This is a genomic window from Nonomuraea composti (assembly GCF_012034275.1).
GTDB lineage: Bacteria > Actinomycetota > Actinomycetes > Streptosporangiales > Streptosporangiaceae > Nonomuraea > Nonomuraea composti.
The window spans coordinates 160565-185913 of the sequence record NZ_JAATEP010000015.1 but is presented as its reverse complement, the minus strand read 5'-3'; the positions used below and the strand labels follow the sequence as shown (position 1 = coordinate 185913).

The 25349-nt window shown below is 70.5% G+C and carries 23 protein-coding genes; 9 read left to right on the top strand and 14 right to left on the bottom strand.

What is annotated here, in order from left to right; translation table 11 throughout:
• Positions 1-17 precede the first annotated feature (17 nt).
• Genes HCN51_RS22715 through HCN51_RS22700 form a run of 4 tightly spaced genes read right to left on the bottom strand, consistent with a single transcriptional unit; the run spans position 18 to position 4018 of the window.
• Positions 18-584 carry an ATP/GTP-binding protein gene (locus HCN51_RS22715; RefSeq protein WP_168011482.1) on the bottom strand — a complete coding sequence of 189 codons (567 nt, stop codon included), beginning with the start codon at positions 582-584 and terminating at the stop codon, positions 18-20.
• On the bottom strand, positions 565-933 hold the full coding sequence (locus HCN51_RS22710) for a DUF742 domain-containing protein (protein WP_080042383.1): 369 nt from the start codon (positions 931-933) through the stop codon (positions 565-567). The genes HCN51_RS22715 and HCN51_RS22710 overlap by 20 nt, the downstream gene beginning before the upstream one ends.
• 14 nt (positions 934-947) lie before the next feature.
• Positions 948-1370, bottom strand: a complete 423-nt coding sequence (locus tag HCN51_RS22705; RefSeq protein WP_080042384.1) for a roadblock/LC7 domain-containing protein — start codon at positions 1368-1370, stop codon at positions 948-950.
• Complete coding sequence (locus tag HCN51_RS22700; RefSeq protein WP_346433752.1) at positions 1367-4018, bottom strand: sensor histidine kinase; 2652 nt, start codon at positions 4016-4018, stop codon at positions 1367-1369. Before HCN51_RS22700 ends, HCN51_RS22705 begins: the two co-directional genes overlap by 4 nt.
• Before the next feature lie 340 nt (positions 4019-4358).
• Here HCN51_RS22700 and HCN51_RS22695 point away from each other — a divergent pair, with 340 nt between their 5' ends.
• The 5 genes from HCN51_RS22695 to betA are packed head-to-tail and all read left to right on the top strand — an operon-like array spanning position 4359 to position 10855.
• A complete protein-coding gene (locus tag HCN51_RS22695) occupies positions 4359-5399 on the top strand; it encodes a quaternary amine ABC transporter ATP-binding protein (protein ID WP_346433751.1) in 1041 nt (346 codons plus the stop codon).
• Positions 5396-7312: an ABC transporter permease gene (locus HCN51_RS22690; protein WP_168011480.1), complete on the top strand. Its 1917-nt coding sequence runs from the start codon at positions 5396-5398 to the stop codon at positions 7310-7312. Before HCN51_RS22695 ends, HCN51_RS22690 begins: the two co-directional genes overlap by 4 nt.
• Complete coding sequence (locus HCN51_RS22685) at positions 7309-8286, top strand: ABC transporter substrate-binding protein (RefSeq protein ID WP_168011479.1); 978 nt, start codon at positions 7309-7311, stop codon at positions 8284-8286. Before HCN51_RS22690 ends, HCN51_RS22685 begins: the two co-directional genes overlap by 4 nt.
• Positions 8271-9227: an ABC transporter substrate-binding protein gene (locus HCN51_RS22680; protein ID WP_346433750.1), complete on the top strand. Its 957-nt coding sequence runs from the start codon at positions 8271-8273 to the stop codon at positions 9225-9227. The genes HCN51_RS22685 and HCN51_RS22680 overlap by 16 nt, the downstream gene beginning before the upstream one ends.
• On the top strand, positions 9224-10855 hold the full coding sequence (betA, locus tag HCN51_RS22675; RefSeq protein WP_168011477.1) for a choline dehydrogenase: 1632 nt from the start codon (positions 9224-9226) through the stop codon (positions 10853-10855). Before HCN51_RS22680 ends, betA begins: the two co-directional genes overlap by 4 nt.
• 13 nt (positions 10856-10868) lie before the next feature.
• Here betA and HCN51_RS22670 read toward each other — a convergent pair whose 3' ends face one another.
• Entirely contained in the window at positions 10869-11639 is a 771-nt protein-coding gene (locus HCN51_RS22670; RefSeq protein ID WP_080047187.1) for a TetR/AcrR family transcriptional regulator, read from the bottom strand.
• Positions 11640-11717: 78 nt separating this feature from the next.
• On the opposite strand from HCN51_RS22670, the gene HCN51_RS22665 reads away from it, so the two are divergent.
• Together HCN51_RS22665 and HCN51_RS22660 are read left to right on the top strand one after the other, a co-directional pair.
• Positions 11718-12656: an ATP-binding cassette domain-containing protein gene (locus HCN51_RS22665; RefSeq protein WP_168011476.1), complete on the top strand. Its 939-nt coding sequence runs from the start codon at positions 11718-11720 to the stop codon at positions 12654-12656.
• Complete coding sequence (locus tag HCN51_RS22660) at positions 12653-13465, top strand: ABC transporter permease (protein ID WP_168011475.1); 813 nt, start codon at positions 12653-12655, stop codon at positions 13463-13465. The genes HCN51_RS22665 and HCN51_RS22660 overlap by 4 nt, the downstream gene beginning before the upstream one ends.
• A 9-nt stretch (positions 13466-13474) precedes the next feature.
• Here the strand turns inward: HCN51_RS22660 and HCN51_RS22655 are convergent, their stop codons facing one another.
• Positions 13475-13924 (bottom strand): MarR family winged helix-turn-helix transcriptional regulator, encoded by a 450-nt coding sequence (locus HCN51_RS22655; protein ID WP_168011474.1) that lies wholly within the window; start codon positions 13922-13924, stop codon positions 13475-13477.
• A 74-nt stretch (positions 13925-13998) separates the two neighbouring features.
• Here HCN51_RS22655 and HCN51_RS22650 point away from each other — a divergent pair, with 74 nt between their 5' ends.
• Positions 13999-14799: a nitroreductase/quinone reductase family protein gene (locus tag HCN51_RS22650; protein ID WP_168011473.1), complete on the top strand. Its 801-nt coding sequence runs from the start codon at positions 13999-14001 to the stop codon at positions 14797-14799.
• A 49-nt stretch (positions 14800-14848) separates the two neighbouring features.
• Here HCN51_RS22650 and HCN51_RS22645 read toward each other — a convergent pair whose 3' ends face one another.
• The 7 genes from HCN51_RS22645 to HCN51_RS22615 form a co-directional block, all read right to left on the bottom strand.
• Positions 14849-15427, bottom strand: a complete 579-nt coding sequence (locus HCN51_RS22645) for a GTP-binding protein (protein WP_230465534.1) — start codon at positions 15425-15427, stop codon at positions 14849-14851.
• A complete protein-coding gene (locus HCN51_RS22640) occupies positions 15408-15770 on the bottom strand; it encodes a DUF742 domain-containing protein (RefSeq protein ID WP_080042390.1) in 363 nt (120 codons plus the stop codon). Before HCN51_RS22640 ends, HCN51_RS22645 begins: the two co-directional genes overlap by 20 nt.
• A 26-nt stretch (positions 15771-15796) precedes the next feature.
• The gene (locus HCN51_RS22635) at positions 15797-16219 is read right to left on the bottom strand and encodes a roadblock/LC7 domain-containing protein (RefSeq protein ID WP_043616017.1); all 423 of its coding nucleotides are present in this window, start codon (positions 16217-16219) and stop codon (positions 15797-15799) included.
• Positions 16220-16240: 21 nt separating this feature from the next.
• The gene (locus tag HCN51_RS22630) at positions 16241-19108 is read right to left on the bottom strand and encodes a nitrate- and nitrite sensing domain-containing protein (protein WP_168011472.1); all 2868 of its coding nucleotides are present in this window, start codon (positions 19106-19108) and stop codon (positions 16241-16243) included.
• Positions 19109-19360: 252 nt separating this feature from the next.
• Positions 19361-21586 (bottom strand): [protein-PII] uridylyltransferase, encoded by a 2226-nt coding sequence (locus HCN51_RS22625; protein WP_168011471.1) that lies wholly within the window; start codon positions 21584-21586, stop codon positions 19361-19363.
• Positions 21587-21686: 100 nt separating this feature from the next.
• Entirely contained in the window at positions 21687-22025 is a 339-nt protein-coding gene (locus HCN51_RS22620; RefSeq protein WP_080042393.1) for a P-II family nitrogen regulator, read from the bottom strand.
• On the bottom strand, positions 22022-23374 hold the full coding sequence (locus tag HCN51_RS22615) for an ammonium transporter (protein WP_168011470.1): 1353 nt from the start codon (positions 23372-23374) through the stop codon (positions 22022-22024). The genes HCN51_RS22620 and HCN51_RS22615 overlap by 4 nt, the downstream gene beginning before the upstream one ends.
• A gap of 210 nt (positions 23375-23584) precedes the next feature.
• On the opposite strand from HCN51_RS22615, the gene HCN51_RS22610 reads away from it, so the two are divergent.
• On the top strand, positions 23585-24511 hold the full coding sequence (locus HCN51_RS22610; RefSeq protein ID WP_168011469.1) for an ABC transporter substrate-binding protein: 927 nt from the start codon (positions 23585-23587) through the stop codon (positions 24509-24511).
• Between the two features lie 69 nt (positions 24512-24580).
• Here the strand turns inward: HCN51_RS22610 and HCN51_RS22605 are convergent, their stop codons facing one another.
• Complete coding sequence (locus HCN51_RS22605) at positions 24581-25342, bottom strand: MOSC domain-containing protein (protein WP_168011468.1); 762 nt, start codon at positions 25340-25342, stop codon at positions 24581-24583.
• Positions 25343-25349 lie beyond the last annotated feature (7 nt).

The window sequence follows — 25349 nt, the reverse complement described above, 5'->3', positions numbered from 1 at the left end:
TCAGGATGGGGCGGTGATCAGTACGACCGCACGGTCAGCGCGTGCTCGACCAGCGTGATCAGGGTGTTCTTGACGGCCTGGCGGGCCCGCGCGTCCGTGCGGACGATCGGCACGTGGGCCGAGAGCGTCAACGCCTCCCGCACCTCGCTCTCGACGTGCGGGAACTCCCCGTCCCAGCCGTTCAGCCCGATGACGAACGGCAGCCCCGAGTCCTCGAAGTAGTCGACGGCGGGGAAGCTGTCGGCCAGCCGCCGCGAGTCGACCAGCACCACGGCCCCGATGGCGCCTCGCACGATGTCGTCCCACATGAACCAGAACCGCTGCTGCCCCGGCGTGCCGAACAGGTAGAGGATCAGGTCCTGGTCGAGCGAGACCCGGCCGAAGTCCATCGCGACGGTGGTGGTGGTCTTGCCGGGGGTGTGGCCGAGGTCGTCGATGCCGTGCGAGGCGTCCGTCATCACCGCCTCGGTGGTCAGCGGCATGATCTCCGAGACCGAGCCCACGAACGTGGTCTTCCCCACGCCGAACCCGCCCGCCACGACGATCTTCGTGGAGGTGAGCCGGCTAGAGCCTGCGAAGTCCACTCAGCACCCTTTCGAGCAGTCCCCTGTCGGGCAGCCCCGCGTCGAGCTGCGGCTGGTACACCTTGACCAGCCCGTCCGCCTCCATGTCGGCGACCAGCACCCGCGCCACGCCGAGCGGGACGCTGAGCAGCGCGGAGATCTCCGCCACGGAGCGCACCTGCCGGCACAGCTCGCTGATCGCGCGGTACTCGCGCGCGTACGTGGTGCCGAGCTGCGCCGACGTCGCCGACGACACCAGCGCCTCCATCGCCAGGTCCGTACGCGGGGTGGTGCGGCCGCCGGTGACGGCGTACATGCGGACGAGCGAACTGCGCTCCGGCTCCTGCTGCCCGTTGTGCCACGATGCCATGGTTCACTCCCCCTTCACCACGGGCGCGTGGCGGACAGCTCCGCCCGTACGGCAGGTGTGAGCACCTGTCCCGCGCGCTCCACCAGGATCGTCATCTGGTACGCGACCAGGCCCATGTCGCAGTCGGGCGCGGCCAGCACCGCCAGGCAGGACCCGTCGCTGATCGACATCACCAGCAGCAGCCCGCGCTCCATCTCGATCAGGGTCTGCGTGACCCCTCCGCCCTCGAAGACTCGCGCCGCGCCTCCGGTGAGGCTCACCAGGCCGGCCGCGATGGCGGCGAGCTGGTCGGCGCGGTCCTTCGGGAAGCCTCTGGAGTAGGCCATGGGCAGCCCGTCGGCGGAGACGACGACGGCGTGCGCCACGCCGGGGACCTCCTCGACGAAGGCGCTGACCAGCCAGTTGACGTCCCTGGCGGCCTGGCTGAGCTCCTTCATGAGTCCTCCTCGAGCTCGGCGCGTCCCTTGCGCATGCCCTGCTGGTAGCTGGCCAGCCTGCTGCGGAGACGATCGGGCGACACCGGAGGCCCGGGGACGGGTGGCGGCGGCTGCGGGCTCGCGGTGCCCGGTACCAGGTTCGCTCGCGGCGTGCGCTTGGGCAAGCCCGAGCTCGTGGTGCCGCTCTGGACCGGCTCCGCCGTCGCGTCCGCGGCCTGCCAGGCCTGGTCCGAGGGGGTGGTCCAGGCGGTGTCGCGGTGGTCGGCGGTGGGGGCGGGCTTGCTGAACCAGCTGCTGCCCTCCTCGATGGAGGCGTAGATGGGCAGGTACTCGTCGCCGGCGGGCGGGGCCGGCGGGGCGGCCGGCTCCGCCGGCGGCAGGTCGGCGGAGCTGGGCTGCGCCGAGCTGAACCAGGAGGACGGCTCGGGCGCGGGCGGCACGGTGTCGAACGACGGGTGCCCGGATGGCGGTCCGGACGGCGGCCCTCCGGGGGTGGCGAACGACGGGTACCCAGAGGGCTCGTACGAAGGCGGCCCAGATGGCGGCCCAGATGGCGGCCCGGACGGCGGGCCTGATGGCGGCCGGAGCACGGAGCCGGGCCGGGGCACGTCCAGCGGCCCTTCCTGGGGAACGTCCTGGGTCCCGTACGAGCCACCCTGCCGCGGCACCTGCACGCGCGGGTTCGCCCCAGGCACCGCGGTCAGCAGCATCGGCGGGATGAGCACCATCGCGGTGAGCCCGCCGATGTCCTGCCGCCTGAGCTGCACGCGGATGTTGTGCCGCAACGCCAGCCGCCCGACCACGAACAATCCCATCCGCCGCGACACCGACACGTCCACGACGGGCGGGTTGGCCAGCCGCCAGTTGGCCTCGGCCAGCTCCTCCTGGGCCATGCCGATGCCGTGGTCGGTGACCGACAGCATGAGGCTGCCGCCGTCGATGCGGCTGCTGGAGATGATCACCTTGGTGTCGCGGGAGGAGAACGACACGGCGTTCTCGACCAGCTCGGCCAGCAGGTGCACGACGTCGGTGACGGCCTGCCCGGCGATGGCGACGTCCGACTGCACCTGGATGCTGACCCGGTCGTAGCTCTCGACCTCGCCGAGCGCGGCGCGCACGATGTCCATCAGCTCGACCGGCTCGCTCCACTTGCGGGCCGCCTCCTGGCCGGCCAGGACGAGCAGGTTCTCGCTGTTGCGGCGCATGCGGGTGGCCAGGTGGTCGAGCTTGAACAGGTCGCCGAGGCGGGCGTCGTCGCGCTCGCCCTTCTCCAGCTTCTCGATCAGCGTGAGCTGCCGCTCGACGAGGGTCTGGCTGCGCCTGGACAGGTTGACGAACATGGCGTTGACGTTGGAGCGCAGCGTGGCCTCGTCGCCGGCCAGCCGGACGGCCTCGCGGTGCACCTCGTCGAAGGCGCGGGCGACCTCGCCCACCTCGTCCTTGGAGAAGATGCCGATGGGCGGGACCTCGGCGGTGACCACGCCGTCGCGCGACTCCCGCAGGTGCTGGACGAACTCGGGCAGCCGCCGGCCGGCGATCTCCAGGGCCTCGCCGCGCAGCCGGCGCAGCGGCCGTACCAGGGATCTGGCCACGCCGGTGGTGATGAGCAGGACGGCGACGAGCAGCGCGAGCACGGCGCCGGCGGTCAGGAACGCCCGGCCCCGCTCGTCGGCGCTGAGCGCCTCGCTGCGGGAGACGATGCCCTGGGCCTGGCGCTCCTCGACCTTGCGCATGGCGTCGATGACGACGGTGGAGGCGTCGAACCACTCCTTGGCGTCGTCGCGGTGCGCCTGGTCGAGGCCGCGCAGCGGCAGGCCCTTGGTGGCTCTGATCAGCACCAGCTCGCGCAGGAACAGCATGCGGTCGGCGGATCTGCCGTTGACGGTCTCGTCGAAGAAGCGCCGCTCGGCCGCGGTGGCCTCGGCGGCGAAGCCCTTGCGCTCGGTGGCCTCCACGGACTGCTGGCCGAGGAAGCGCTTGAGCTGGTCCTGGTCGAAGGCGCCCTCGACGAGGACGACGGTGACCAGCGCCTGCTGGTAGGACAGGCTCTCCTTGGCGCGGGCGAGGCCGTCGAGCATGCTCGTCTGGCGGAAGAGCTCGTCGTCCACGCTGCCCTTGACCAGCTCCTTGTGGACGGAGAGCAGGTCGTTCACGACCGTGGTGTAGAGCTCGACGGCCGGGCCGGGCAGCAGGTTTGCCTCCAGCGCCTGCTTGCGCAGGGAGGTGAGGTCGTCGAGGCGGTTGAGCAGGTTCTCGAGCTGGTCGGCGGTGCGGCCGGTGGACTCGGTCATGAGCTGCCCGGCGATACCGCGTACGGTCCTGGCGGCCAGGTCGACCTGGTCCATCTGGGAGCGCACCTCGGACAGGCCGTCGGCTGGCCGGTTGCGGGCGATGTACCAGGCGGTCCTGGCGCGTTCCCCGGAGACGAGGTGGGTGAGGCCGCCCAGCTCGGCGGACAGGCGCGCGAACTGGTTCGTCCGCGCGTAGTCGGAGGCCGCGGACGTGGAGGCGAGCACCTGGATGCCGCCCAGCAGCACGGCCGCGGCGGTGGGCACCATGATCAGGGCGACGAGCCGCGCGCGGACGCGCCAATTGCGCAGCCGCCAGCGGCTCTCGGCGCCCTGCTTGGCGCCCAGGTCTCTACTCACCGAACGCACCTCGCCCGGAATCGGCATATTTGAGGGATCTGTGTCCTGGGAGAAATCAGCAAGTGCCGGTTATTTGAACACATCACGTGGCCCGTGGCCAAGCGAACATAACGCGACAAATGATGGTTCGCGTGACTCATGAGGATAGAACCTGGCGCTCCATCCCGGAAGCACCCCAGGCGTGAAATAAACCTTTAACACAATAAATGTCCACTTATGGGCGATTAGCGCGTTCCAATCGGGTAACACGGTTGACGCTCCGCGATCTCTTGACAGTCACGGCGTTGAGAATCGCGCCATTGGCGACATATGTTGAGCGACGTCAAACGAGGAGGCGAGTGTGGGAGTTTCTCCCGACAACGCGGCAATCACCGTTGCGGGCCTGTGGAAGATCTTCGGCTCCAAGGCACAGAAAGTGCTGGACAGCGAGGACAGACACCTCGATCCCGCCGCGCTGAGGGAGAAGACCGGCTGCACCGCCGCCGTACGAGACGTGAGCTTCGAGGTACGCCCCGGCGAGGTCTTCGTCGTCATGGGCCTGTCGGGCAGCGGCAAGTCCACCCTCGTCCGCTGCCTGACCAGGCTCATCGAGCCGACCGCCGGTGAGATCAGGATCGGCGGCGAGGACATCCGCGCCGCCTCCCCCGCCCGCCTCCGGGAGATCCGCCGCCACCAGGTCAGCATGGTCTTCCAGCACTTCGGCCTGCTCCCGCACCGCAAGGTGATCGACAACGTCGCGTACGGGCTGGAGATCCAGGGCACTCCCAAGCCGGCCAGGCACGCGCGGGCGGCGGAGATCCTCTCGCTCGTCGGCCTCGACGGCTACGCCGACGCCTACCCCGACCAGCTCTCCGGCGGCATGCAGCAGCGGGTGGGGCTGGCCAGGGCGCTGGCCGTGGAGCCCGAGGTGATGCTGTTCGACGAGCCGTTCAGCGCGCTCGACCCGCTGATCCGGCGCGACATGCAGGCCGAGGTCGTGCGGCTGCACCGCGAGGTCGGCAAGACGATGGTGTTCATCACGCACGACCTGTCCGAGGCGCTCAAGCTGGGCGAGCGCATCGCGATCATGCGGGCCGGCGCGATCGTGCAGCTCGGCACCGCCGAGGAGCTGGTGGGCGCGCCGGCCGACGACTACGTGGCCGACTTCGTCCGCGACGTGCCCAGGAGCCACGTGCTGACCCTGCGCTGGATCTCCCGCGACCCCGAGCCGGGCGAGTCGCTGGACGGGCCCGAGCTGCCGGCCGGCACGCTGATCAAGGACGCGCTCGGCGCCGCCTCCACCTCGTCCCGGCCGATCAAAGTGGTGGACGGCGGCGAGCTGGTCGGCGTGGTGGACCGGGTGGACCTGCTCGCCTTCCTGTCGGGGCAGGCCGCGGCATGAGCAGCGCGGCGGTGCCGACGCCCTCGCGGCTCGCGGGCCTGCCGCGGTGGGTGGCGCCGGCGGGGGTGGCGGTGCTGTTCGTGGCGGCGTACCTGGTCTTCCGCGGCACGGCGACGCTGCCGCACGACAAGGAGGCGCCGCAGTTCCTGGCCGTCACGGAGCTGCGCGAGTGGATCGACGACCACCGCAACGACAACCCGCTCTTCCTGTACTTCCTCAACTACATCCGGCTCTTCGTGGGCTCGCTCTACGACCTGTTCGAGACCGTCCTGTACGGGCTCGGCTGGCCCGGCATCACCGGGATCATGGGCGCGCTGGCCTGGCTGGCCGGCGGCTGGCGGATCGCGTTGCTGGCGGTCGGCGGCGTCAGCGCGTTCGGCGTGCTGGGCCTGTGGGCGTCGAGCGTGGACACGCTGGCCCTGGTCGCGGTGGCGGTGCTGCTGTCGCTGGCGATCGGGATCCCGGTGGGCGTCTGGGCGGGGCTCTCGGGCCGCGCGCGGCGGGCGATCACCCCGGTGCTGGACGTCATGCAGATCATGCCGACGTTCGCGTACCTGGCGCCGCTCGCCCTGTTCTTCCACATCGGCGCGCCGGCCGGGGCGATCGCGACGATGATCTACTCGATCCCGCCCGCCATCCGCATCACGGCGCTGGCCGTCTCGGAGGTCTCGCCCACGGCGGTCGAGGCGTCCGCCTCGCTGGGGGCCACGCGCCGCCAGACGCTGTTCAAGGTCTATCTGCCGCTGGCCAGGTCCACGATCGCGCTGGCGATCAACCAGACGATCATGATGGCGCTGTCCATGGTGGTCATCGCGAACCTGATCTCGGCGCCGGGGCTGGGCGGCGACATCATCCGCGGCCTGTCCAGGGCCCAGGTCGGCATCATGCTCCCGGCCGGCATCGCCGTCGTGGTCATGGCGGTGCTGCTCGACCGGATGATGATGGCGCTGGCCCGCCGCGACCCGCACGCGAAGCTGCGCCGGACCGACCTCGCCGCCGCGGGCGTGCTCGCGGCGGCCGGCCTGGCGCTCATCCCGGTGCTGCCGAAGGTCTGGCCCGACAGCCTGACGATCAACATGGTCGCCGAGGTCAACGACGCCGTGCACTGGGCCGAGACCAACTGGTACGCGGTCACCACCTGGATCAAGGACACCACCTCCCACCTCCTGCTCAACCCCCTGGAGTCGCTGCTCACCACGGCCCCGTGGTGGCTGGTCGCGCTGGCCGTGCTGGCCGTCGCCTGGCGGGTCAGCGGTGCCCGCCCCGCGCTGGTCGCGCTGGGCTGCCTGCTGGCCATCGCGCTGCTCGGCGTGTGGGAGCACACCATGCAGACGATGACCACGGTCGCCGTCGCGGTGCTGGTCACGCTCGTCATCGGCCTGCTGCTCGGCGTCGCCGCGGCCCGCTCGCCGCGCTGGTCGGCCGTGCAGCGGCCGCTGCTCGACGCCGCGCAGACCATGCCCGCGTTCGTGTACCTGCTGCCCGCGCTGGCGCTGTTCGGGACGACCAGGTTCACCGCCATCTTCGCCTCCGTCATCTACGCGGTGCCGCCGGTGGTGCGCCTGGTCGAGGACGGCATCAAGGCCGTGCCCGCCACCGTCGTCGAGGCCGCCACCTCCGCCGGCTCCACCCCCGGGCAGCTCCTGTGGAAGGTGCAGCTCCCGATGGCCAGGCAGGCCATCCTGCTGGCGGCCAACCAGGGCATCGTGATGACGCTGGCCATGGTGGTCGTCGGCGGCCTGGTCGGGGCGGGGGCACTCGGCTACGACGTGGTCACCGGATTCTCCCAGCGCACCGACTTCGGCATGGGCTTCGTCGCCGGCATCGCGACCGTGCTCCTCGGAGTCATGCTCGACCGCATCACGCAGGGCGCCGACAGGCGCCCGTCCCCCCGAAAGAGGAAGTTCACATGAAGATTCGCCTGCTCGCAGGCCTCGTCGTGCTGGGGCTCGCCGCCGCGGGCTGCGGCGGGGCCAAGGTCGACAGCGGCACCACCGGCTCCTCCGCCCCCGCCGCCGGCTCCAGTGCCTCGGCGTCCGGCGCCGGCACCGTGAAGATCGCGATCAACCCCTGGGTGGGGTACGAGGCCAGCGCGAACGTCGTCGCGTACCTGCTGAAGAACGAGCTCGGCTACACCGTGGAGCTGCCCGAGATCAAGGAGCAGCTCGCCTGGGAGGGCTTCGAGACCGGCGACGTAGACGTCATCATCGAGAACTGGGGCCACCCCGACCTGAAGAAGAAGTTCATCGACGAGAAGAAGGTCGCGCAGGTGGCCGGCTCGACCGGCAACAAGGGCGTCATCGGCTGGTACATCCCCAAGTGGATGGCCGACGAGCACCCCGACATCACCGACTACAAGAGCCTCAACAAGTACGCGAGCCTGTTCAAGACCTCCGAGTCGGGCGACAAGGGCCAGCTGCTGTTCGGCGACCCGTCGTACGTCAGCAACGAGGAAGCCCTGATCAAGAACCTCAAGCTGAACTACAAGGTCGTCGTCGGCGGCAGCGAGGCGGCCCTGATCAAGAGCGCCCAGCAGGCGCAGGAGCAGAAGAAGCCGCTGCTGTTCTACTTCTGGGACCCGCACTGGCTGTTCAGCAAGACCGACCTGGTCCGGGTCAACCTGCCCGCCTACACCGAGGGCTGCGACGCCGACCCCAAGAAGGTGGCCTGCGACTACCCGGAGATGGACCTCGACAAGATCGTGAGCACGAAGTTCGCGCAGACCGGCGGCAAGGCGTACGAGCTGGTCAAGAACTTCCACTGGACGAACGAGGACCAGAACGCCGTGGCCGACGACATGACCAACAACGGCATGACCGGCGAGCAGGCCGCCAAGAAGTGGGTGGAGGCCAACACCGCCAAGTGGCAGGCGTGGATCCCGAAGTGATCACCTCCCGGCCGCGCGCGCTCTGCGGGCTGCTCGTCGTGACCCTCCTGCTGGGGGGCTGCTCCAGCGGTGAGCCGGAGACCGCGGCGAGCGCCAAGGGGACGGTCAACATCGACATCCACGGCTGGATCGGGTACGAGGCGCAGGCCGCGGTGCTGGCGTACCTGCTGGAGCACGAGCTGGGATACAAGGTCAACAAGCGGACCGCGAAAGAGGACCAGTCCTGGAAGGATTTCGAGACCGGCAAGGTCGATGTGATCGTCGAAAGCTGGGGTCACAACGACTGGAAGAAGGAGTACATCGAAGAGAAGAAGGTGGCGCTGTCGGCCGGGCTCACCGGCAACAAAGGGGTGATCGGGTGGTACGTGCCGGAGTGGATGGCCAAAAAGTACCCCGACATTACGGACTACCGAAACCTCAATAAGTACGCCTCCCTCTTCCGGACCGAAAAAACCGGAAATGCCGGACAGGTGCTCGACGGGGATCCGACATTCGTGACGAATGACGAGGCTCTCGTCAAGAACCTCAAGCTCAATTACCGGGTCGTCTACTCCGGCAGCGAGGCCGCGCTCATCAAGGCCGCCCAGGCCGCGACGAAGAATCGGACACCGCTGCTCATGTATTTCTACGAGCCGCAATGGCTGTTCAGCAAGGTCAAGCTCGTCAAGGTCGCCCTCCCGCCCTACGCCGTGGGCTGCGACGACGACCCGGCCACCGTCGCGTGCGACTATCCGCCGTACCTGCTGGACAAGATCGTCAGCCGGCGGTTCGCGGAGCGCGGCGGGCAGGCGTACGAGCTGGTGCGCAACTTCACCTGGACCAACGACGACCAGAACGCCGTGGCCGCCGACATGGTCAACGAGAAGCTGAGCGCCGAGGACGCCGCCGAGCGGTGGGTCCAGGAGAACAAGATCGTGTGGAAGGACTGGATCCCCCGTTGAGGTTCGACTACGTCATCGTGGGCGGCGGCTCGGCCGGCTGTGCCCTGGCCAACCGGCTGAGCGCCGACCCCTCGACGTCCGTGCTGGTGCTGGAGGCCGGGCGGCCCGACTACCTGTGGGACGTCTTCATCCACATGCCCGCCGCGCTGATGTTCCCCATCGGCAGCCGCTTCTACGACTGGAAGTACGAGTCCGAGCCCGAGCCGTACATGCACGGGCGGCGCGTCTACCACGCCCGCGGCAAGGTGCTGGGCGGCTCCAGCAGCATCAACGGCATGATCTTCCAGCGCGGCAACCCCCTCGACTACGAGCGCTGGGCCGCCGACCCCGGCATGAAGCACTGGGACTACGCGCACTGCCTGCCGTACTTCAAACGCATGGAGAACTGCCTGGCCGACCCCGGCACCGACTTCCGGGGCGGCGCGGGCCCGCTCAAGCTGGAGCGCGGCCCCGCGCGCGGCCCGCTGTTCGAGGCGTTCTTCGAGGCGGTGCAGCAGGCCGGGCACCCGCTGACCGACGACGTCAACGGCTACCGCCAGGAGGGCTTCGCCGCCTTCGACCGCACCATCCACCGGGGCCGCCGTCTCAGCGCCGCCCGCGCCTACCTCCACCCCGTCCGCCGCCGCCCCAACCTGACGGTCAGGACCCGCGCGTTCGTGGAGAAGGTGCTCTTCGAGGGCACCCGCGCGGTGGGCGTGCTGTGCGACGGCAAGCGCGTCGACGCCAAGGAGGTCATCCTCTGCGGCGGCGCCATCAACACCCCGCAACTCCTCCAGCTCTCGGGCGTGGGGCCGCGCGCCCTGCTGGAGCCCCTCGGCATCAAGGTCGTGCACGACCTGCCGGGCGTCGGCGAGAACCTTCAGGACCACCTGGAGGTCTACGTCCAGCACGCCTGCAAGCAGCCCGTCTCGCAGCAGCCCTCCCTCGCCCTGTGGCGCCGCCCCCTCATCGGCGCCACCTGGCTCTTCCTGCGCCGCGGCCCCGGCGCCACCAACCACTTCGAGGCCGGCGGGTTCATCCGGTCCAACGACGACGTCGCCTACCCGAACCTGATGTTCCACTTCCTGCCGATCGCCGTCCGCTACGACGGCTCCGCCCCCGCCGGCGGGCACGGCTACCAGGTGCACATCGGCCCCATGTACTCCGACGCGCGCGGCTCCGTCCGCATCACCTCCGCCGACCCGCGCCGCAAGCCCGCCCTGCGCTTCAACTACCTGTCCACCGAGCAGGACCGCCGCGAATGGGTCGAGGCCATCAGGCACGCCCGCCGCATCCTGTCGCAACCCGCGTGGGCCGACCTCGACGGGGGCGAGCTCTCCCCCGGCCCGTCCGTCCAGACGGACGAGGAGATCCTCGCCTGGGTCGCCAAGGACGGCGAGACCGCACTCCACCCGTCGTGCACCTGCCGCATGGGCACCGACGACCGGTCCGTGCTGGACCCGGAGACGATGCGCGTGCACGGCGTGGACGGCCTGCGCGTGGTGGACGCCTCGGCCATGCCGTACGTGACGAACGGCAACATCTACGCGCCGGTCATGATGCTCGCCGAGAAGGCCGCCGACCTCATCCTCGGCAACACCCCGCTGCCACCCGAGCCGGTGGAGTTCTACCGGCACGAGCGGGCGTAGCGCCCCACCGAGGCTACTGGCCGGCCTTGCGGCGGTTGACCAGGGCCTCGATGCCGTCGAGCACGCGTTGCAGCCCGAACTCGAAGGCGTGCTCCGGGCTGTAGGCCGCGTTCAGCGCCTCGCCCGCGGCCTGCCCGACCCGGGCGGCCGTGGGGTAGCGGGTGGTGTCGGCGATCCGGCTGAGGAAGGGGGCGTGCGCGGCCCACCACTGCTCGTCCGTCAGCCCCGTCAGGCTCTCCGCCTGCGCCGCCTCCACCGCGCCCCTGGCCGTGCCGTGCACGAAGCCGGTGATCAGGGTGATGACGGAGTCCATCTCCAGGTCCGACAGGCCGATGCCGTCGACGGCGGCCAGCTCGTAGTCGTACTTCGCGGTGACGTTGGGGCCGAGCACCGGGCGGTTGGCGGCCACCTGGAGCAGCCACGGGTGGCGCAGGTAGAGCGCCCAGTTCTCCCTGGCGATCTGCTCCAGCCGGCCGCGCCAGCCGCCCGGCACGTCGGCGGGCCTGGCGGTCTCGCCGTAGACCGTGTCGAGCATGACGTCGAACAGCTCCGGCTTGCCCGGCACGTACGTGTAGAGCGACATCGTCCCCACGCCCAGCCGCTCGGCCACGCGGCGCATGGACAGCGCCTGCAGCCCTTCGGCGTCGGCCACCTCGATGGCGGCGCGCACGATGCGGTCGACGCTCAGCTCCGGCTTGCCCTTGCGGCTGGTGCGCTCGCTGGTGCGCCAGAGCAGGGCCAGGCTGCGGGCGGGGTCGCCCTTTCCCGAGTACTCAACAGTCACCTTCGTACGGTACACCGTACGGTTGCCGACTTTGGTCGTATTGTGTACGGTACGGCGTACGATTCGGAGGGTGACAGCATGACGGCAGTACTCGCGCAAGGACTGCGCAAGACGTACGGCGACCAGGCCGCGCTGGACGGCATCGACCTCGACGTGCCCCGAGGCACGGTCTGCGGCCTGCTCGGCCCCAACGGGGCGGGCAAGACCACCACCGTGCGCATCCTGACCACGCTCCTGCGCGCCACGGGCGGGCGCGCGGAGGTGGCCGGCTTCGACGTGACCACCCAGCCCCGGCAGGTACGCCGCCACATCGGCCTGGTCGGTCAGCACGCGGCGGTCGACGAGCTGCTGACCGGCCGACAGAACCTGGAGCTGTTCGGCCGCCTCTACCACCTGAGCGCGGCCGAGGCCCGATCGCGGGCGTCGGAGCTGCTGGAGCAGTTCGGGCTGCGACACGAGGGGCCGGCCAAGGAGTACTCCGGCGGCATGCGCCGCCGGCTCGACCTGGCGGCCGGCATGATCCTCGCACCGCCCGTGCTCTTCCTGGACGAGCCCACCACGGGCCTCGACCCGCGCAGCCGCGCGGAGATCTGGCGCACGGTGCGCGAGCTGGTCGCGGGCGGCACCACGGTGCTGCTGACCACCCAATACCTGGAGGAGGCCGACCAGCTCGCCGACCGCATCTCCGTGATCGACGCCGGCCGGGTCGTCGCCGAGGGCACGCCGGACGAGCTCAAGTCCAAGCTCGGCGGCGACCGGCTCGACCTGGTCGTGCACGACCCCGCGCACCTGGCGCGGGCCGCCGAGATCATCGGCCGGGCGGCGTCCGGGCCCGCGGAGATCGACCGCGACACCCGGCACGTGAGCGCGCCGGTCAGCGAGCGCGTGCAGGCGCTCACCGGCGTCCTGACCGCCCTGGCCGCGGCCGGCATCGAGGTCGAGGACGTCGCGGTGCGCCGCCCCACCCTCGACGAAGTCTTCCTCAACCTCACCGACGCCTCCGGAGGCACCCGATGACGACCACCGTGGAAGGCCCGCTCACCCGGCTGCGCCGGCCACTCGCCGACGGCTGGACGGTCGCCCGCCGCGACCTCGTCCACTGGGCGAACCAGCCCATGACGGTGGTGTTCGGGATCGCCTTCCCGATCATGATCACCCTGGCCTTCGGCTACCTGTTCGGCGGCGCCGTACGGGTGCCCGAAGGGGCGGACTACTTCGCCTTCCTCATGCCCGGCATGTACGGCATGACGATGCTCTTCGGCCTGAGCGCCACCATGATCGCGGTCACCACCGACGCCTCCAAGGGCGTCACCGACCGCTTCCGCTCCATGCCCATGGCCCCCTCGGCCGTCCTCATCGGGCGGGCCATCGCCGACCTGCTCAACTCCGTCCTCGTCCTGGCCGGCCTGCTCGCCTGCGGCCTCGCCGTCGGCTGGCGCCCCGCCACGCTCTCCGGCGCGCTCGCGGCCGCCGGCCTGCTGCTGCTCCTGCGCTTCGCCCTGCTGTGGGCCGGCATCTACCTGGGCCTGCTCACCAAGGACCCGGGCGGTGTGGTGGCGATCCAGACCCTGGAGTTCCCGATCGGCTTCCTCTCGAACGCCTTCGTCGCCCCCTCCACCATGCCGGGCTGGCTGGGGGCGGTCTCGGAGTGGAACCCGCTGTCGTCCACGGTCGCGGCGACCAGGCAGCTGTTCGGCAACCCGGGATGGGGCGGGGAGTCGTGGGTGGCCCAGCACGCGATCCTGATGGCACTGCTGTGGCCGGCCCTCATCACGGCCGTCTTCTTCACCCTGTCCGTCCGCCTGTACCAGCGCCTGGACCGCTGACCCGGAGGCTCACCCCGACAGTGCCTGCTCGTAGGCGAGCAGCGTGTTCACGAACATGCGGCGCTGCTCGGGCGTGAGCGGCTCCAGGGCCTGGCGCCATGCCTTGGCGCCGTAGCCGAGCCATTCGTTGATCGCGCCCTGGTGCCGGTCGGCGATGCTGACGATGGTGCGGCGCCGGTCGGCGTCGTCCTCGCGGCGGGCCAGGACGCCCTTCCTGCTGAGCTCCCCCACCATGAGGCTGACCGTCGCGGGGGCGACCTCCAGCCGGGCGGCGAGCTCGTTGACCGTCATCGCGCCGTCGAACAGCAGGTAGGCCAGCAGTGACAGGTGCCGGGGGGCGAGCGAGAGCTCGCGCAGCTCCTCCGGCACCTTCAGGCGTTTGGCCCGCCCCACCATGCGGGGCATCAGGAGCAGCAGTGTCCTGATGCCGTCGTCCACGCTCAAGCCGTCAGTTGACATCCCGAATACCTTGCTGTCTAAATTAGCTTTGGTTGCAAAGCAAATACATCTGGGTCCATCCAAAGGATAGTGAGTTGACGGACTTCAACCAGCAGGTGATCGAGGAGTTCCGGGCGAACGGCGGCAAGGTGGGCGGCATGTTCGAGGGCGCTCCCCTCGTGCTGCTGACCACCGTGGGCGCGAAGACCGGGCGCAGGCGGACGAACCCGGCCGTCTACCTGCGCGACGGCGAGCGCATCCTGGTCTTCGCCTCCAACGCGGGCGCCGCCACCCATCCGGCCTGGTACCACAACGTCCTGGCCGAGCCGAGGGTGACGGTCGAGCTGGGGACGGAGACGTTCGCGGCCAGGGCGGTGCCGCTCGAAGGGGAGGAACGCGAGCGCATGTACGCCCGCCAGGCCGCCCTCGACCCGGCCTTCGCTTCGTACCAGGAGCAGACCGAACGCGTGATCCCCGTCGTCGCGCTCTACCCGGAGCGGGAGCGGCTGCGGGCGTTCGGGGACGAGCTGGTCAGGATCCACGACCACCTCAGGGGCGAGCTGGCCAGGCTGCGGGCCGGCGAGGCGGGCGCAGGAGACGACCTGCGTACGCACTGCCTGGCCTTCTGCGAGGCGCTGACCTTCCACCACTCGGGCGAGGACCGCGTGGCGTTCCCGCACCTGGAGCGGCTGTTCCCGGAGCTGAAGGCGGCTCTCGACCGGCTGCGCGAGGAGCACGCCGTGCTCGCCCGGCTGGCCGGGGAGCTGCGCGCGGCCTCCGACCCGGCGACACTCGACCGCGTCGCGACGGAGATGGAGGCCCACTTCGCCTACGAGGAGGAGCGGCTCGTGCCGGTGCTCAACTCCCTGGAGGAGGTGCCCTGGGCCGTGCGTTAGTGGACGGCCATGGCGCGCAGGCGTACGAGGAGGTGCCCTGGGCCGTGCGTTAGTGGACGGCCGTCGCGCGCAGGCGTACGACGTGCTCGACCAGCGAGATCAGCGTCGCCTTGACCGACTCGCGGTTGCGGGCGTCGGTGCGCACGATCGGCACCTGCGGCGAGAGCGCCAGCGCCTCCCTGACCTCCTCGTCGGAGTGCGGGAACTGCCCGTCCCAGCCGTTCACGCCGATGACGAACGGCAGCTTCGCCTCCTCGAAGTAGTCGATGGCCGGGAAGCTGTCGGCCAGGCGGCGCGTGTCGAGCAGCACCACGGCGCCGATCGCGCCGCGCACCAGGTCGTCCCACATGAACCAGAAGCGGTGCTGGCCGGGCGTGCCGAACAGGTACAGGATCAGGTCGCGGTCGAGCGAGAGCCGGCCGAAGTCCATCGCCACGGTCGTGGTCTGCTTGTTCGGCGTCAGACCGAGGTCGTCGATGCCCGCGGACGCGTCGGTCATGACCGCTTCCGTGGTGAGCGGAAGGATCTCGGACACCGCCCCCACGAACGTCGTCTTCCCGACCCCGAAGCCGCCGGCGACGACGATCTTCGTCGACGTCAGACCGGCGCTAGAGCCTGCGTAGTCCACTGAGCACCCTTTCGAGCATGTTGAGGTCTGGCTGTCCCTGGCTGAGGCGTGGCTGGTGCAGGCGGACGAGCCCTTCGTCGGACATGTCCGCCACGAGCACCCTCGCCACGCCCAGCGGGACGCGGAGCAGGGCCGAGATCTCGGCGACCGACCGGAACGACCTGCACAACTGCATGATGGCCTCCTGCTCGGGGGTGAGCAGAGCCATCTCGTCGTCCGGGATCGACATCGACGAGATCAACGTCTCCATCGCGAGGTGATAACGCGGCTCGGATCTGCCGCCTGTCACCGCGTAAGGACGGAACAGGGGCTCTTCGTCCCCGGTCCCGTCAGCGCCGTACACGGCCCTCTCCCATCAGTTCCATCACATCACCGGGTCCTGGCGGCCTGGAGCTCCGCGCGCAGGGCCGGTGTGAGCGCCTGCCCCGCCCTGTCTACCAGCAACGTCATCTGATACGCCACCAGGCCCATGTCACAATCCGGACCCGCCAGAACCGTCAGCACCGACCCGTCGCTGATCGCCATCACCAGCAGCAGGCCGCGCTGCATCTCCACGACGGTCTGCGTCACCGCACCGCCCTCGAACACCCTGGACGCACCCACGGTCAGGCTCAGCAGACCGGCGGAGACCGCGGCGAGCTGGTCGGCCCGGTCCGGAGGGAAACCCTCCGAGGCGGCCAGGCAGAGCCCGTCCGCCGAGACCACGACGGCATGCGCGACTCCGGGCGTGTTGCGTACGAAGTCGGTGATCAGCCAGTCGAACCTGTGCGCCTCATGGCTAAGGGTTGTCACGCATCCTCCCCGGCGGGACGCTTACTCACTTCGTTCCTCCTGTCCACGTACTTCCTGGCGACCCCGGCGGACACCCTGCTGGAAGCTGGCCATCCTGCTGCGCATCCGGTCGGCTGAGACCGGGGGCGCGGGCGCCTGCCGCTGCGGCTGCTGCGCCGGCGCGGGCTGGCTCGCCGTGCCCGGCACCAGGTTGGCCTTCGGGGTCCGCTTGGGGAGCCCGGCGGCGGTGATGCCGCCGAGGCTGGGCTCGCTGGCTTTGGCCGCCGCCTGCCATCCGGCATCCGCGGCCGTCCGCCACGCTTCCTCCCCAGAGGGTACGGCTTGCGCGGAGCCGGACTCACCACCAGGCCCGTCCGCACCGGGCCGCTGCGGCCCGCCCTCGCCCGGTGGCCTGCGGAACCAGGCCGACTCCACCGACGCGAAGATCGGCAGGAACTCCTCCTGCTCCTGGTCGAGCGGCGACACGTCCACCGACGGCGCGGGATCCGGCTGCCGGACGTCGTTCGTGGGGTACGCCGGAGGCGGCGTCTGGAACGCGCCATTACCAGACGGTTGCGAAGGCGCGCTCGGGAACGAAGGGTAGGACCCGGAGTCCTGCGGGAGCGGCCGGCCCCGGTAGGAGCCGCCGTCGGTGTCGGCGGTGAACCCGTTGATGCCTCCGTTGACGCCTCCGTTGATGCCTCCGTTGATGCCCGTGGCACCGGGGTCGGAGTTGAACGCCCCGCGCCTGGGCAGGCCGGGCGTGCTGTCGTACGTCCGCGGCGCGTGCCTGCCGGGGCCGGCCGTGGGGGGGCCGCTGGCGAAGGAGCCGCTGTCGAACGGGGCGGCGGGCTCCGAGGGCGGCCCGGCGTGCCGCGGGCGGCCGTTCTCGACCGGCGGCGGTCCCTGCCTGGCCGGGCCGCCGTCGAAGGAGTCGAAGCTGCCGAACGACCGGAACGTCCCGTTCGGGCTGGGCGGCGCGAACGGGCCGGGCTGGCTGGGCACGGTGCCGCCGCCGAACGCGGGCCGCTGCGGCAGCGGCTGCTGCTGCGTCCCGTCGGCGATGAGCGTGGGCGGCAGCAGCACCATGGCGATCAGGCCGGCGCCCTCGCCCTTGCGCAGCTGCACGCGGATGCCGTGGCGCAGCGCCAGGCGGCCGACCACGAACAGGCCCATGCGGCGGGAGACCGACACGTCGACCACGGGCGGCTCGGCCAGGCGGCGGTTGGCCTCGGCCAGCTCCTCCTCGGTCATGCTGATGCCGGTGTCGCTGACCGACAGCAGCGCGCCGCCGCCCTCGATGAGGCTGCTGGTGACGGTGACCTGGGAGTTGTTCGGGGAGAACTGGATGGCGTTCTCGACCAGCTCGGCGACCAGGTGGACGAGGTCGTTGGCGCAGCTCCCGAGCACGGACGTGGCGCGGTGCACCTTCACCTGGACGCGCTCGTACCCCTCGACCTCCGACAGGGCGGCGCGGACGACGTCGACGAGCTTGGCCGGCTGGCTGCGCCGGCGGGTGGCCTCGTGGCCGGCCAGGACCAGGAGGTTCTCGGAGTTGCGGCGCATGCGGGTGGCCAGGTGGTCGAGCTTGAACAGGTCGGCCAGCCGCTTGCCGTCCTCCTCGCCCTTCTCCAGGCCGTCGATCAGCGAGATCTGCCGTTCGACCAGCGTCTGGGTGCGGCGGGAGAGGTTGACGAACATCGAGCTGATGTTGCTGCGCAGCTCGGCCTCCTCGCCCGCGAGGCGGACGGCCTGCCGGTGCACCTGGTCGAAGGCGCGGGCCACTTCGCCGATCTCGTCGTTGCCCTCGACCTCGATGGGCGCGACGTCGCGGACGGTCGTGTCGCCGCTGACGCGTAGCTGGCGCACCACGTCGGGCAGCCGGAAGCCGGCGACCTCCAGCGCCTCGGTGCGCAGCCGGCGCAGCGGGCCGACCATGGAGCGGGCGATGGCGACGGTGAGGAGCAGCACGACGATGAGCAGCGCGACGATCAGGATGCCCGCGATGATCGCGTTGCGGGTCTCGGCGGAGCGCAGCTCCTGGCTGCGCAGGCCGACCCGGCCGGCCAGGTCCTTCTCGATGCCCTGCAGCACCTCGATGGCGGCGGTGTTCTCGTTGAACCAGTCCTCGCGCTCGGCGCGCGCGGAGATGAGGTTGTCGGTGATGCGGGCGCCCGGCTCGCGGCTGCTGACCAGCGTGATCGCGCGGGCCTTGGTGAGCTGGACGTTGACGTACTCCCGCTTGGACGTCAGCGCCTTCGACAGCTCCAGGCCGATCTCGACGCCGGCCTCGGCGCCGACGGAGGCGATGTCGGCCTGCTGGCGGGCGTTGGAGGCGATGAAGTCCTCGACGTCCTTGGCGTCCGTGTTGTTCGGGTTGTACGAGTTCTGGATCAGCTGGACGCGCTGGCGGGACATCTCCTCCTTGGCCGACGCGAGCGCGCTCAGGGCGCGGAACCCACCGATGATCTGGGTGTCGTCGGACAGCAGGGCCAGCTCGTCGTGCAGGTTGAGCAGGGTGTCGGTGAGGAAGTTGTACCGGATGGTCTCGGTCTGGCCCTCGTCCCTGATCTTCTTCAGGCGGCTCAGGTCGTACTTCGCCTGGGCGGCGGCCTTGACCACGCGCGGGCCGTAGGAGTCGTCCATGGTGGCGAGGTCGGCGCTCACGGTCTTGACCAGCGTGTCGACGGCGGCCTGGCGCTGCTTGTAGGCGGCGGCGAGTTGCTTGCGCATCGCGCGGTTGGCGCCGATCCAGCCGCCGGTGTCACGCTCCAGGCCGAGTGCCTGGACGAGGTCGCGGATGTGACCTGCCTGCTCCGTCGCGGTGGCGGTGCGGTCGTAGACGTCGATGCTCTGCACCGACTCCACCACTCGTGTTCCCCCGAGCACGACGGCGGCGATGGTGGGCACCAGGATGAGGGCGGTGAGCCGCCACCTGACGCGCCAGTTCCTCAGCCCCAGACGCGACAGCGGCCGCTTGCCGCGGTCCTGTCGCGCGGCTGGGCCACTGCCCGAATTCCCCGTAGTCACCGCTCCCGCTACCCCTCAATCGTCCCGTCCGCAACGGGTCATAAGCCGTCCACAAGGTATCCGCAGCATCTGACTTAACAGGCATATCGGACACAATTGTTACAAACGTGACCGGTAGTTGTGTGCTGTTGGTTATCGCAGTGCGGCAAGGACTTGATCGCGGACTTGTGCCCTTTGCGCGTCGTCGCTGAGGGGGCGACCAGCGCGGTCCACAACGTAGAAGACGTCCACTGCCTCCGCGCCGAGAGTCTCTACGCGAGCGGCCCTCACGTCAAGACCGCACTCGCCGAACGCCCGCCCGATGCGCCACAGGAGTCCCGGCCTGTCATGGGCCCTGACTTCCACCACAGTGGCCGTCGCGGAGGCGTCGTCGACCAGCGTCACCCGAGGTGGAGCCACGGGTACGCGCGGCGGCCTGACCGAGCGCGTCCGGCGGGCCAGCCGCTGCTCGATGTCAAGACGCCCAGCAAGGACGAGACGGAGGTCGGACTCCAGCGTCGCCGGGTCCGGCGGGGAGCCGTACTCGGGGATGACCGAGAACTCGATCACCGCCGTGGACCCCGCGGAGGCGGACGAGGCGGAGCGCACGACGAGCCGGTGCGCCGACAGCACGCCGGCCGCGCTCCACAGCAGCCCCACCCGGTCGGGGGCGACGACCGTGACCGCGCCGCCGTTGACGCGCACGGCGCCGCCGCCGTGCCGGGCCAGCGCGGCCTGCTCGGCCGAGAGCGTCGGCGGCTTCGGCGGCGGCGAGCCCGCCAGCACCGACCTGACCCGGCGCACGAGGTCGGCCACCAGGCCGGCCTTCCAGGAGTTCCAGGCCGCGGGGCCGGTCGCGTTGCCGTCGGCGACCGCCAGCGCGGCCAGCAGGTCGAGCACCTCGCGCGAGCCGACGGTCGCGGCGACCTTCTCGATCGTGACCGGGTCGTCGAGATCTCTGCGCGTGGCCGTCTCGGGCAGCAGCAGGTGGTGGCGGACGACGGTGGCCAGCGTCTCGACGTCGTGCGGCGGCAGGCCGATCCGGGTCGCGATGTCACGCACGACGACCTCGCCCGTCGCCGAGTGGTCGCCCGGCCAGCCCTTGCCGACGTCGTGCAGCAGCGCTCCGATGAGCAGCAGGTCGGGGCGGGAGACCTCGCGGGTGTGGCTGGCGGCGTTCGCGGCGGCCTCGATCAGGTGGCGGTCGACCGTGAAGCGGTGGATCGGGTTGCGCTGCGGGCGGTGCCGTACGCGCTCCCAGTCAGGAAGCAGCTTGACAAGGATGCCCGCCTGGTCCAGCTCCTCCCACACGGGCACGGCGGCGCGGCCCGCGCCGAGGATCGACACCAGCGCGTCACGGGCCTCGTCCGGCCACGGCACCGGCATCGGAGCCGACTGAGCTGCGAGGACGGACACCGTCGCGGGCGCGAGCGGCAGCCCCGAGTCGGCCGCCGCGGCGGCGGCGCGCAGCACCAGCACCGGGTCCTTGCGCGGGTCGATGCCGCGGGCGAGCACCACCTCGCCGCCGTGCTCGACCACGCCGTCGGCCAGCGGGCGGCGCCCGCGCGGGGCCGGCCCTGACACCAGCCTGTCAACGGTGCGCCAGGTCGCGTCGAAGGCGTGGGAGATCGTGCGGCCGGCCTCGGCGAGCCGGCGCATCAGCGCCTCGGCGTCGAGCAGGCCGAGCAGCCCGGCCACGGCGTCCTGCTCCTGCAGCACCAGCCGGTCGGTGCCGCGGGCGGTGACGACGTGCAGCGCGTGCCGCACGTCGAGGATGAACTCGTACGCCTCCCGCGCCCGCGGGCCGGGCGCCGAGGCGACCCAGGCGGCGGCCACGGCCTGCATCGCCTGGACGTCGCGCAGCCCGCCGCGCCCGTCCTTCAGATCGGGCTCCAGGAGGAAGGCCAGCTCGCCGCTGACCTGGGCCCGCTTGTCGGCCGCCTCGCGCAGCTCGCCGAGCCTGCGCCGGGAGTCGGCGCGCCATTCGGCCAGCACCGCCTCCCTGGCCTTCCTGGTCAGGTCGGGGTCGCCGGCCACGTGCCTGGCCTGGATGAGGCCGAGCACGGCCTTGAGGTCCTGCCGGGCGACGGAGACGGCCTCCTCGACCGTGCGTACGGAGTGGTCGAGGTTGACCGCCGAGTCCCAGATCGGATACCAGATCCGGTCGGCGATCCGCGCCACGTCGGCCCGGCCGTTGTGCAGCAGCACCAGGTCGAGGTCACTGCCGGGCGCCAGCTCTCCCCTGCCGAGGCTCCCGACGGCCACCAGTGAGACGTGGTCGCCGTCGCTCGCCGTGCGGAAGAGATCCTTGAGCCAGCGATCGGTGTCCGCGGTCCGCTCCTTGCGGGCCGCGGCGTACGAACGGGCCTCTCCCCTCACTGTCGTGCCCCCTTGCCGAGCTCCGCCAGGACGCCGTTGTCCTGGCTTCGCCACGGATCCATGAAGAACCTGTTCACCCGGACACCTTTGGCCGGCCTCATCACAGGGCTTCCGGACCCCTCTCTCCGGTACGCACCCGGATGACCGTGTCGACAGGAACGGACCAGACCTTGCCGTCGCCGATCTTGCCGGTGTGCGCCGCCTTGACGATGACGTCGATCACGTCCTCGGCGTCATCCTCGTCGGCGAGGACTTCCAGGCGGACCTTCGGCACCAGGTCCACCTGGTACTCGGCGCCGCGGTAGACCTCGGTGTGGCCGCGCTGGCGGCCGTAGCCGCTCGCCTCGCTGACCGTCATGCCCTTGATGCCGAACTGTTCGAGTGCGGCCTTCACGTCATCGAGCTTGAAGGGCTTGATGATCGCCGTGATGAGCCTCATGCGTCCACCTTCTTAGGAGCCGGGGCGGCGGGGCCGTTGGAGGAGCTCACGCCCGAGGCGTAAACGGTGCCGAGGTCGTAGCCGGTCTCGGCGTGGGTGGCGATGTCGACGCCGGTGACCTCGGCCTCCTCGCTGATGCGGAAGCCCATGGTCTTGTCGATGATCTTACCGATCACCCACGACATCACGAAGGAGTAGCCGCCGACCGCGACCGGGCCCAGCACCTGGAGGCCGAGCTGGCTGATCTGCCCGCCCTCGATCAGGATGCCCTTGTTCTGGCCGGGCAGGAACGGGTAGGCCGCGACGAAGCCCAGCGCGACGGCGCCGATGACACCGCCGACCAGGTGCACGCCGACCACGTCGAGGGAGTCGTCGAAGCCCAGCTTGTACTTCAGGCCCACGGCGTAGGCGCAGCCCACGCCGGCGAGCAGGCCGATGACGACGGCCGCCCACGGGTCCACGAAACCACAGGCGGGCGTGATGGCGACCAGGCCGGCCACCGCGCCGGAGGCGACGCCGAGCGTGGTCGCGTGACCGTCGCGCAGCTTCTCCACCACGAGCCACGCGCCGGCGGCGACGGCCGTGGCGACCTGGGTGTTCATGAACGCCAGACCGGCGGTCTGGTCGGGGGCCAGCTCGGAGCCGGCGTTGAAGCCGAACCAGCCGAACCACAGCAGGCCGGTGCCGAGCAGCACCAGGGTCAGGTTGTGCGGCCGCATGGGCTCCTTGCGCCAGCCCTGGCGCTTGCCGAGGACGAGGGCGAGCGCGAGCGCCGCGGCACCGGCGTTGATGTGCACGACCGTGCCGCCGGCGAAGTCCTCGATGCCGAGCTGCGTCAGCCAGCCGCCGCCCCAGACCCAGTGGGCCACGGGGAAGTAGACGACCGTGGCCCACACCAGGGAGAACAGCACCCAGGCGCCGAACTTGGCCCGGTCGGCGATGGCGCCGCTGATCAGCGCGACGGTGATGATGGCGAATGTGAGCTGGAAGGCGGAGAACACCATCAGCGGGAAGTTGTCGGCGGCGGCGGCCTCGGCCGTCACGTTGCCACCCTCGACGATCAAGCCCTCATAGACAGCGTTGAAGACCCCGCTCAGACCGACGTAGTCGAGCCCTCCGATGATCTGGTTGATACCGCCGCCTTCGCCGGCGGTGTCGAACGCTAGGGAGTAGCCGTAGAGGACCCAGGCGATCGTCACGACGATGATGGCGACGAACGACATCATCATCATGTTGAGAACGCTCTTGGCCCGGGTCATACCCCCGTAGAAGAACGCGAGGCCCGGAGTCATCAGCAGCACCAGGGCGGTGCAGACCAGCATCCAGGCGGTAGTGCCGCTGTCGATCATCGAAGCGACCCTCCTTCTTACATGTGACGTGTGGCCACAGCGTGTTCGCCTGGGGTTTCGTGGCTCGACCAGGCGTGTTTCACATTCGTGAATCTCGCCGCGCGGGTGTTTCGCGTTCGTTTCGGGCTTCTCACAGGGCCGTTTTTGTCGTCGCTAAATCGGACATGCGATACTTAGGCTTGCCTTACCTAAGCGATCAAGGACTACTTCATGCGCCTCCGCCTGGCCATCGCCGCCATGCTCCCCCTGTTGACGCTGACCGCGTGCGGGACCTCGACCACCACCCAGGACGCCGGCCCCACCAGGACCGTCAAGCACGCCATGGGCGAGACCAAGGTGCCCATGACCCCGCAGCGCGTCGTCGTGCTCGACACGGACAAGCTCGACACGATGGTCTCCCTCGGCCTCACCCCCGTCGGCGCGGCCCAGGCCCAGGAGAACCAGACCTGGCCGGAGTACCTCGGCGCCTCCCTGGCGGGCACCAAGCCGGTCGGCACGCTCCAGCAGCTCAACATCGAAGCCATCATGGCGCTCAAGCCCGATCTCATCCTCGGCTCCAAGTTCCGGCAGGCGGCCTTCTACGACAAGCTCTCGAAGATCGCCCCGACCGTGTTCACCGAGAAGGTCGGCATCACCTGGAAGGAGAACTTCCTGCTCGACGCCGAGGCGCTGGGCAAGAAGGACCAGGCACGGCAGCTCCTGTCCGCGTACGAGACGCGCGCCAAGGAGGTCGGCGCCAAGTTCTCCAAGCTGCAGGTCGGCATCGTGCGTTTCATGCCGACCGAGATCCGCCTGTACGGGCCGGAGTCGTTCAGCGGCATCGTGCTGGGCGACGCGGGCATCCCGCGGCCGCAGGCGCAGCAGCTCGCCGACCAGGAGGACAAGCGCTTCGGCAAGATCAGCCAGGAGAACATCGCCAAGGGTGACGCCGACGCGATCTTCTACACGGCGTACGGCGAGGCGGCGGCCAAGTCGCAGGCCGAGGTCACGGCCGGGCCGCTGTGGAAGAACCTCAAGGCGGTCAAGGCGGAGCACGCCTTCAACGTGGACGACGAGATCTGGATGACCGGAATCGGCGTCACGGCGGCCGGCAAGATCCTCGACGACCTCGACAAGTACCTGACGCCGCTCGTCTGAGCCGCCCTCATGGGCGCCGCTCGTGCGCGCCGCACCGGGGGGCGTCCCGGTGCGGCGTCCCGGTGCGGCTCAGGCGAGCCGTACCTCGTCGCCCTTTCTGATGACACCGGGCCGCAGGACCCGCGCGTACACGCCCGCGCACGCCTGCGGCCCCATGTCGAACACCGGCACCCGGTTGTGCCTGGCCACGGTCCGCAGCGCGTCGGTGTCGCGCTCCAGCTCCCCGTGCGCCAGCGTCGGCACCGCGCAGCGCGGGCTGGCCACGATGACGTGCAGCACGACGTCCGCACCGACGTGCAGCTCCCGCCCGGCCCAGTCGTTCTCCACGAACCCGTCGGGCTCGGTGGCGATCACCAGGTTCGGCCGGTAACGCAGGGCCTCGACGTGCCCGCGCGGGCCGAGCGCGCCGATCCGCTCGACGGTGGAGGTGGTGATCAGGTGGAGCGGCGCGAAGTCGAAGAACGTGCCCTCGGGCGAGCCCGCCCCGATCGTGGTGATGGTGTGCGGCACCTCGGCCTCGATGCCCTCGGCCAGCACCCGCTCCGGCACCGACCGTTCCAGCTCGGCGCCCTCCGGCGGCACGTCGATCACCCGGACCTCGCGTCCGAGCAGCTCGGACAGCGTGGCGTCGTCCGGCACCCGCGCGCCCTCGACGGTCAGCAGCGCGCGCCAGAGCCGGGGGTTCTTGGCGCTGGCGATCTTCCCGGTGGCGACGTCGAGCACGGCGCGCGCCCGGTCCCCGGCGAGCCCCCGCTCGGTCACCGGGCTCTCGTCGACCTCTTCCCCCAGCATGGATTTGACCGGATAACGGCGCAGTGTCTCGACCCGCATGCCGCCG

What these genes read in the sequence shown, in the direction of transcription:
- HCN51_RS22620 (WP_080042393.1), bottom strand. Translation starts at nt 22,025, where the DNA reads ATGAGGCTCATCACGGCGATCATCAAGCCCTTCAAGCTCGATGACGTG.
- HCN51_RS22660 (WP_168011475.1), top strand. Translation starts at nt 12,653, where the DNA reads ATGACGACCACCGTGGAAGGCCCGCTCACCCGGCTGCGCCGGCCACTC.
- HCN51_RS22615 (WP_168011470.1), bottom strand. Translation starts at nt 23,374, where the DNA reads ATGATCGACAGCGGCACTACCGCCTGGATGCTGGTCTGCACCGCCCTG.
- HCN51_RS22665 (WP_168011476.1), top strand. Translation starts at nt 11,718, where the DNA reads ATGACGGCAGTACTCGCGCAAGGACTGCGCAAGACGTACGGCGACCAG.
- HCN51_RS22685 (WP_168011479.1), top strand. Translation starts at nt 7,309, where the DNA reads ATGAAGATTCGCCTGCTCGCAGGCCTCGTCGTGCTGGGGCTCGCCGCC.
- HCN51_RS22605 (WP_168011468.1), bottom strand. Translation starts at nt 25,342, where the DNA reads ATGCGGGTCGAGACACTGCGCCGTTATCCGGTCAAATCCATGCTGGGG.
- HCN51_RS22655 (WP_168011474.1), bottom strand. Translation starts at nt 13,924, where the DNA reads ATGTCAACTGACGGCTTGAGCGTGGACGACGGCATCAGGACACTGCTG.
- HCN51_RS22705 (WP_080042384.1), bottom strand. Translation starts at nt 1,370, where the DNA reads ATGAAGGAGCTCAGCCAGGCCGCCAGGGACGTCAACTGGCTGGTCAGC.
- HCN51_RS22610 (WP_168011469.1), top strand. Translation starts at nt 23,585, where the DNA reads ATGCGCCTCCGCCTGGCCATCGCCGCCATGCTCCCCCTGTTGACGCTG.
- HCN51_RS22690 (WP_168011480.1), top strand. Translation starts at nt 5,396, where the DNA reads ATGAGCAGCGCGGCGGTGCCGACGCCCTCGCGGCTCGCGGGCCTGCCG.
- HCN51_RS22710 (WP_080042383.1), bottom strand. Translation starts at nt 933, where the DNA reads ATGGCATCGTGGCACAACGGGCAGCAGGAGCCGGAGCGCAGTTCGCTC.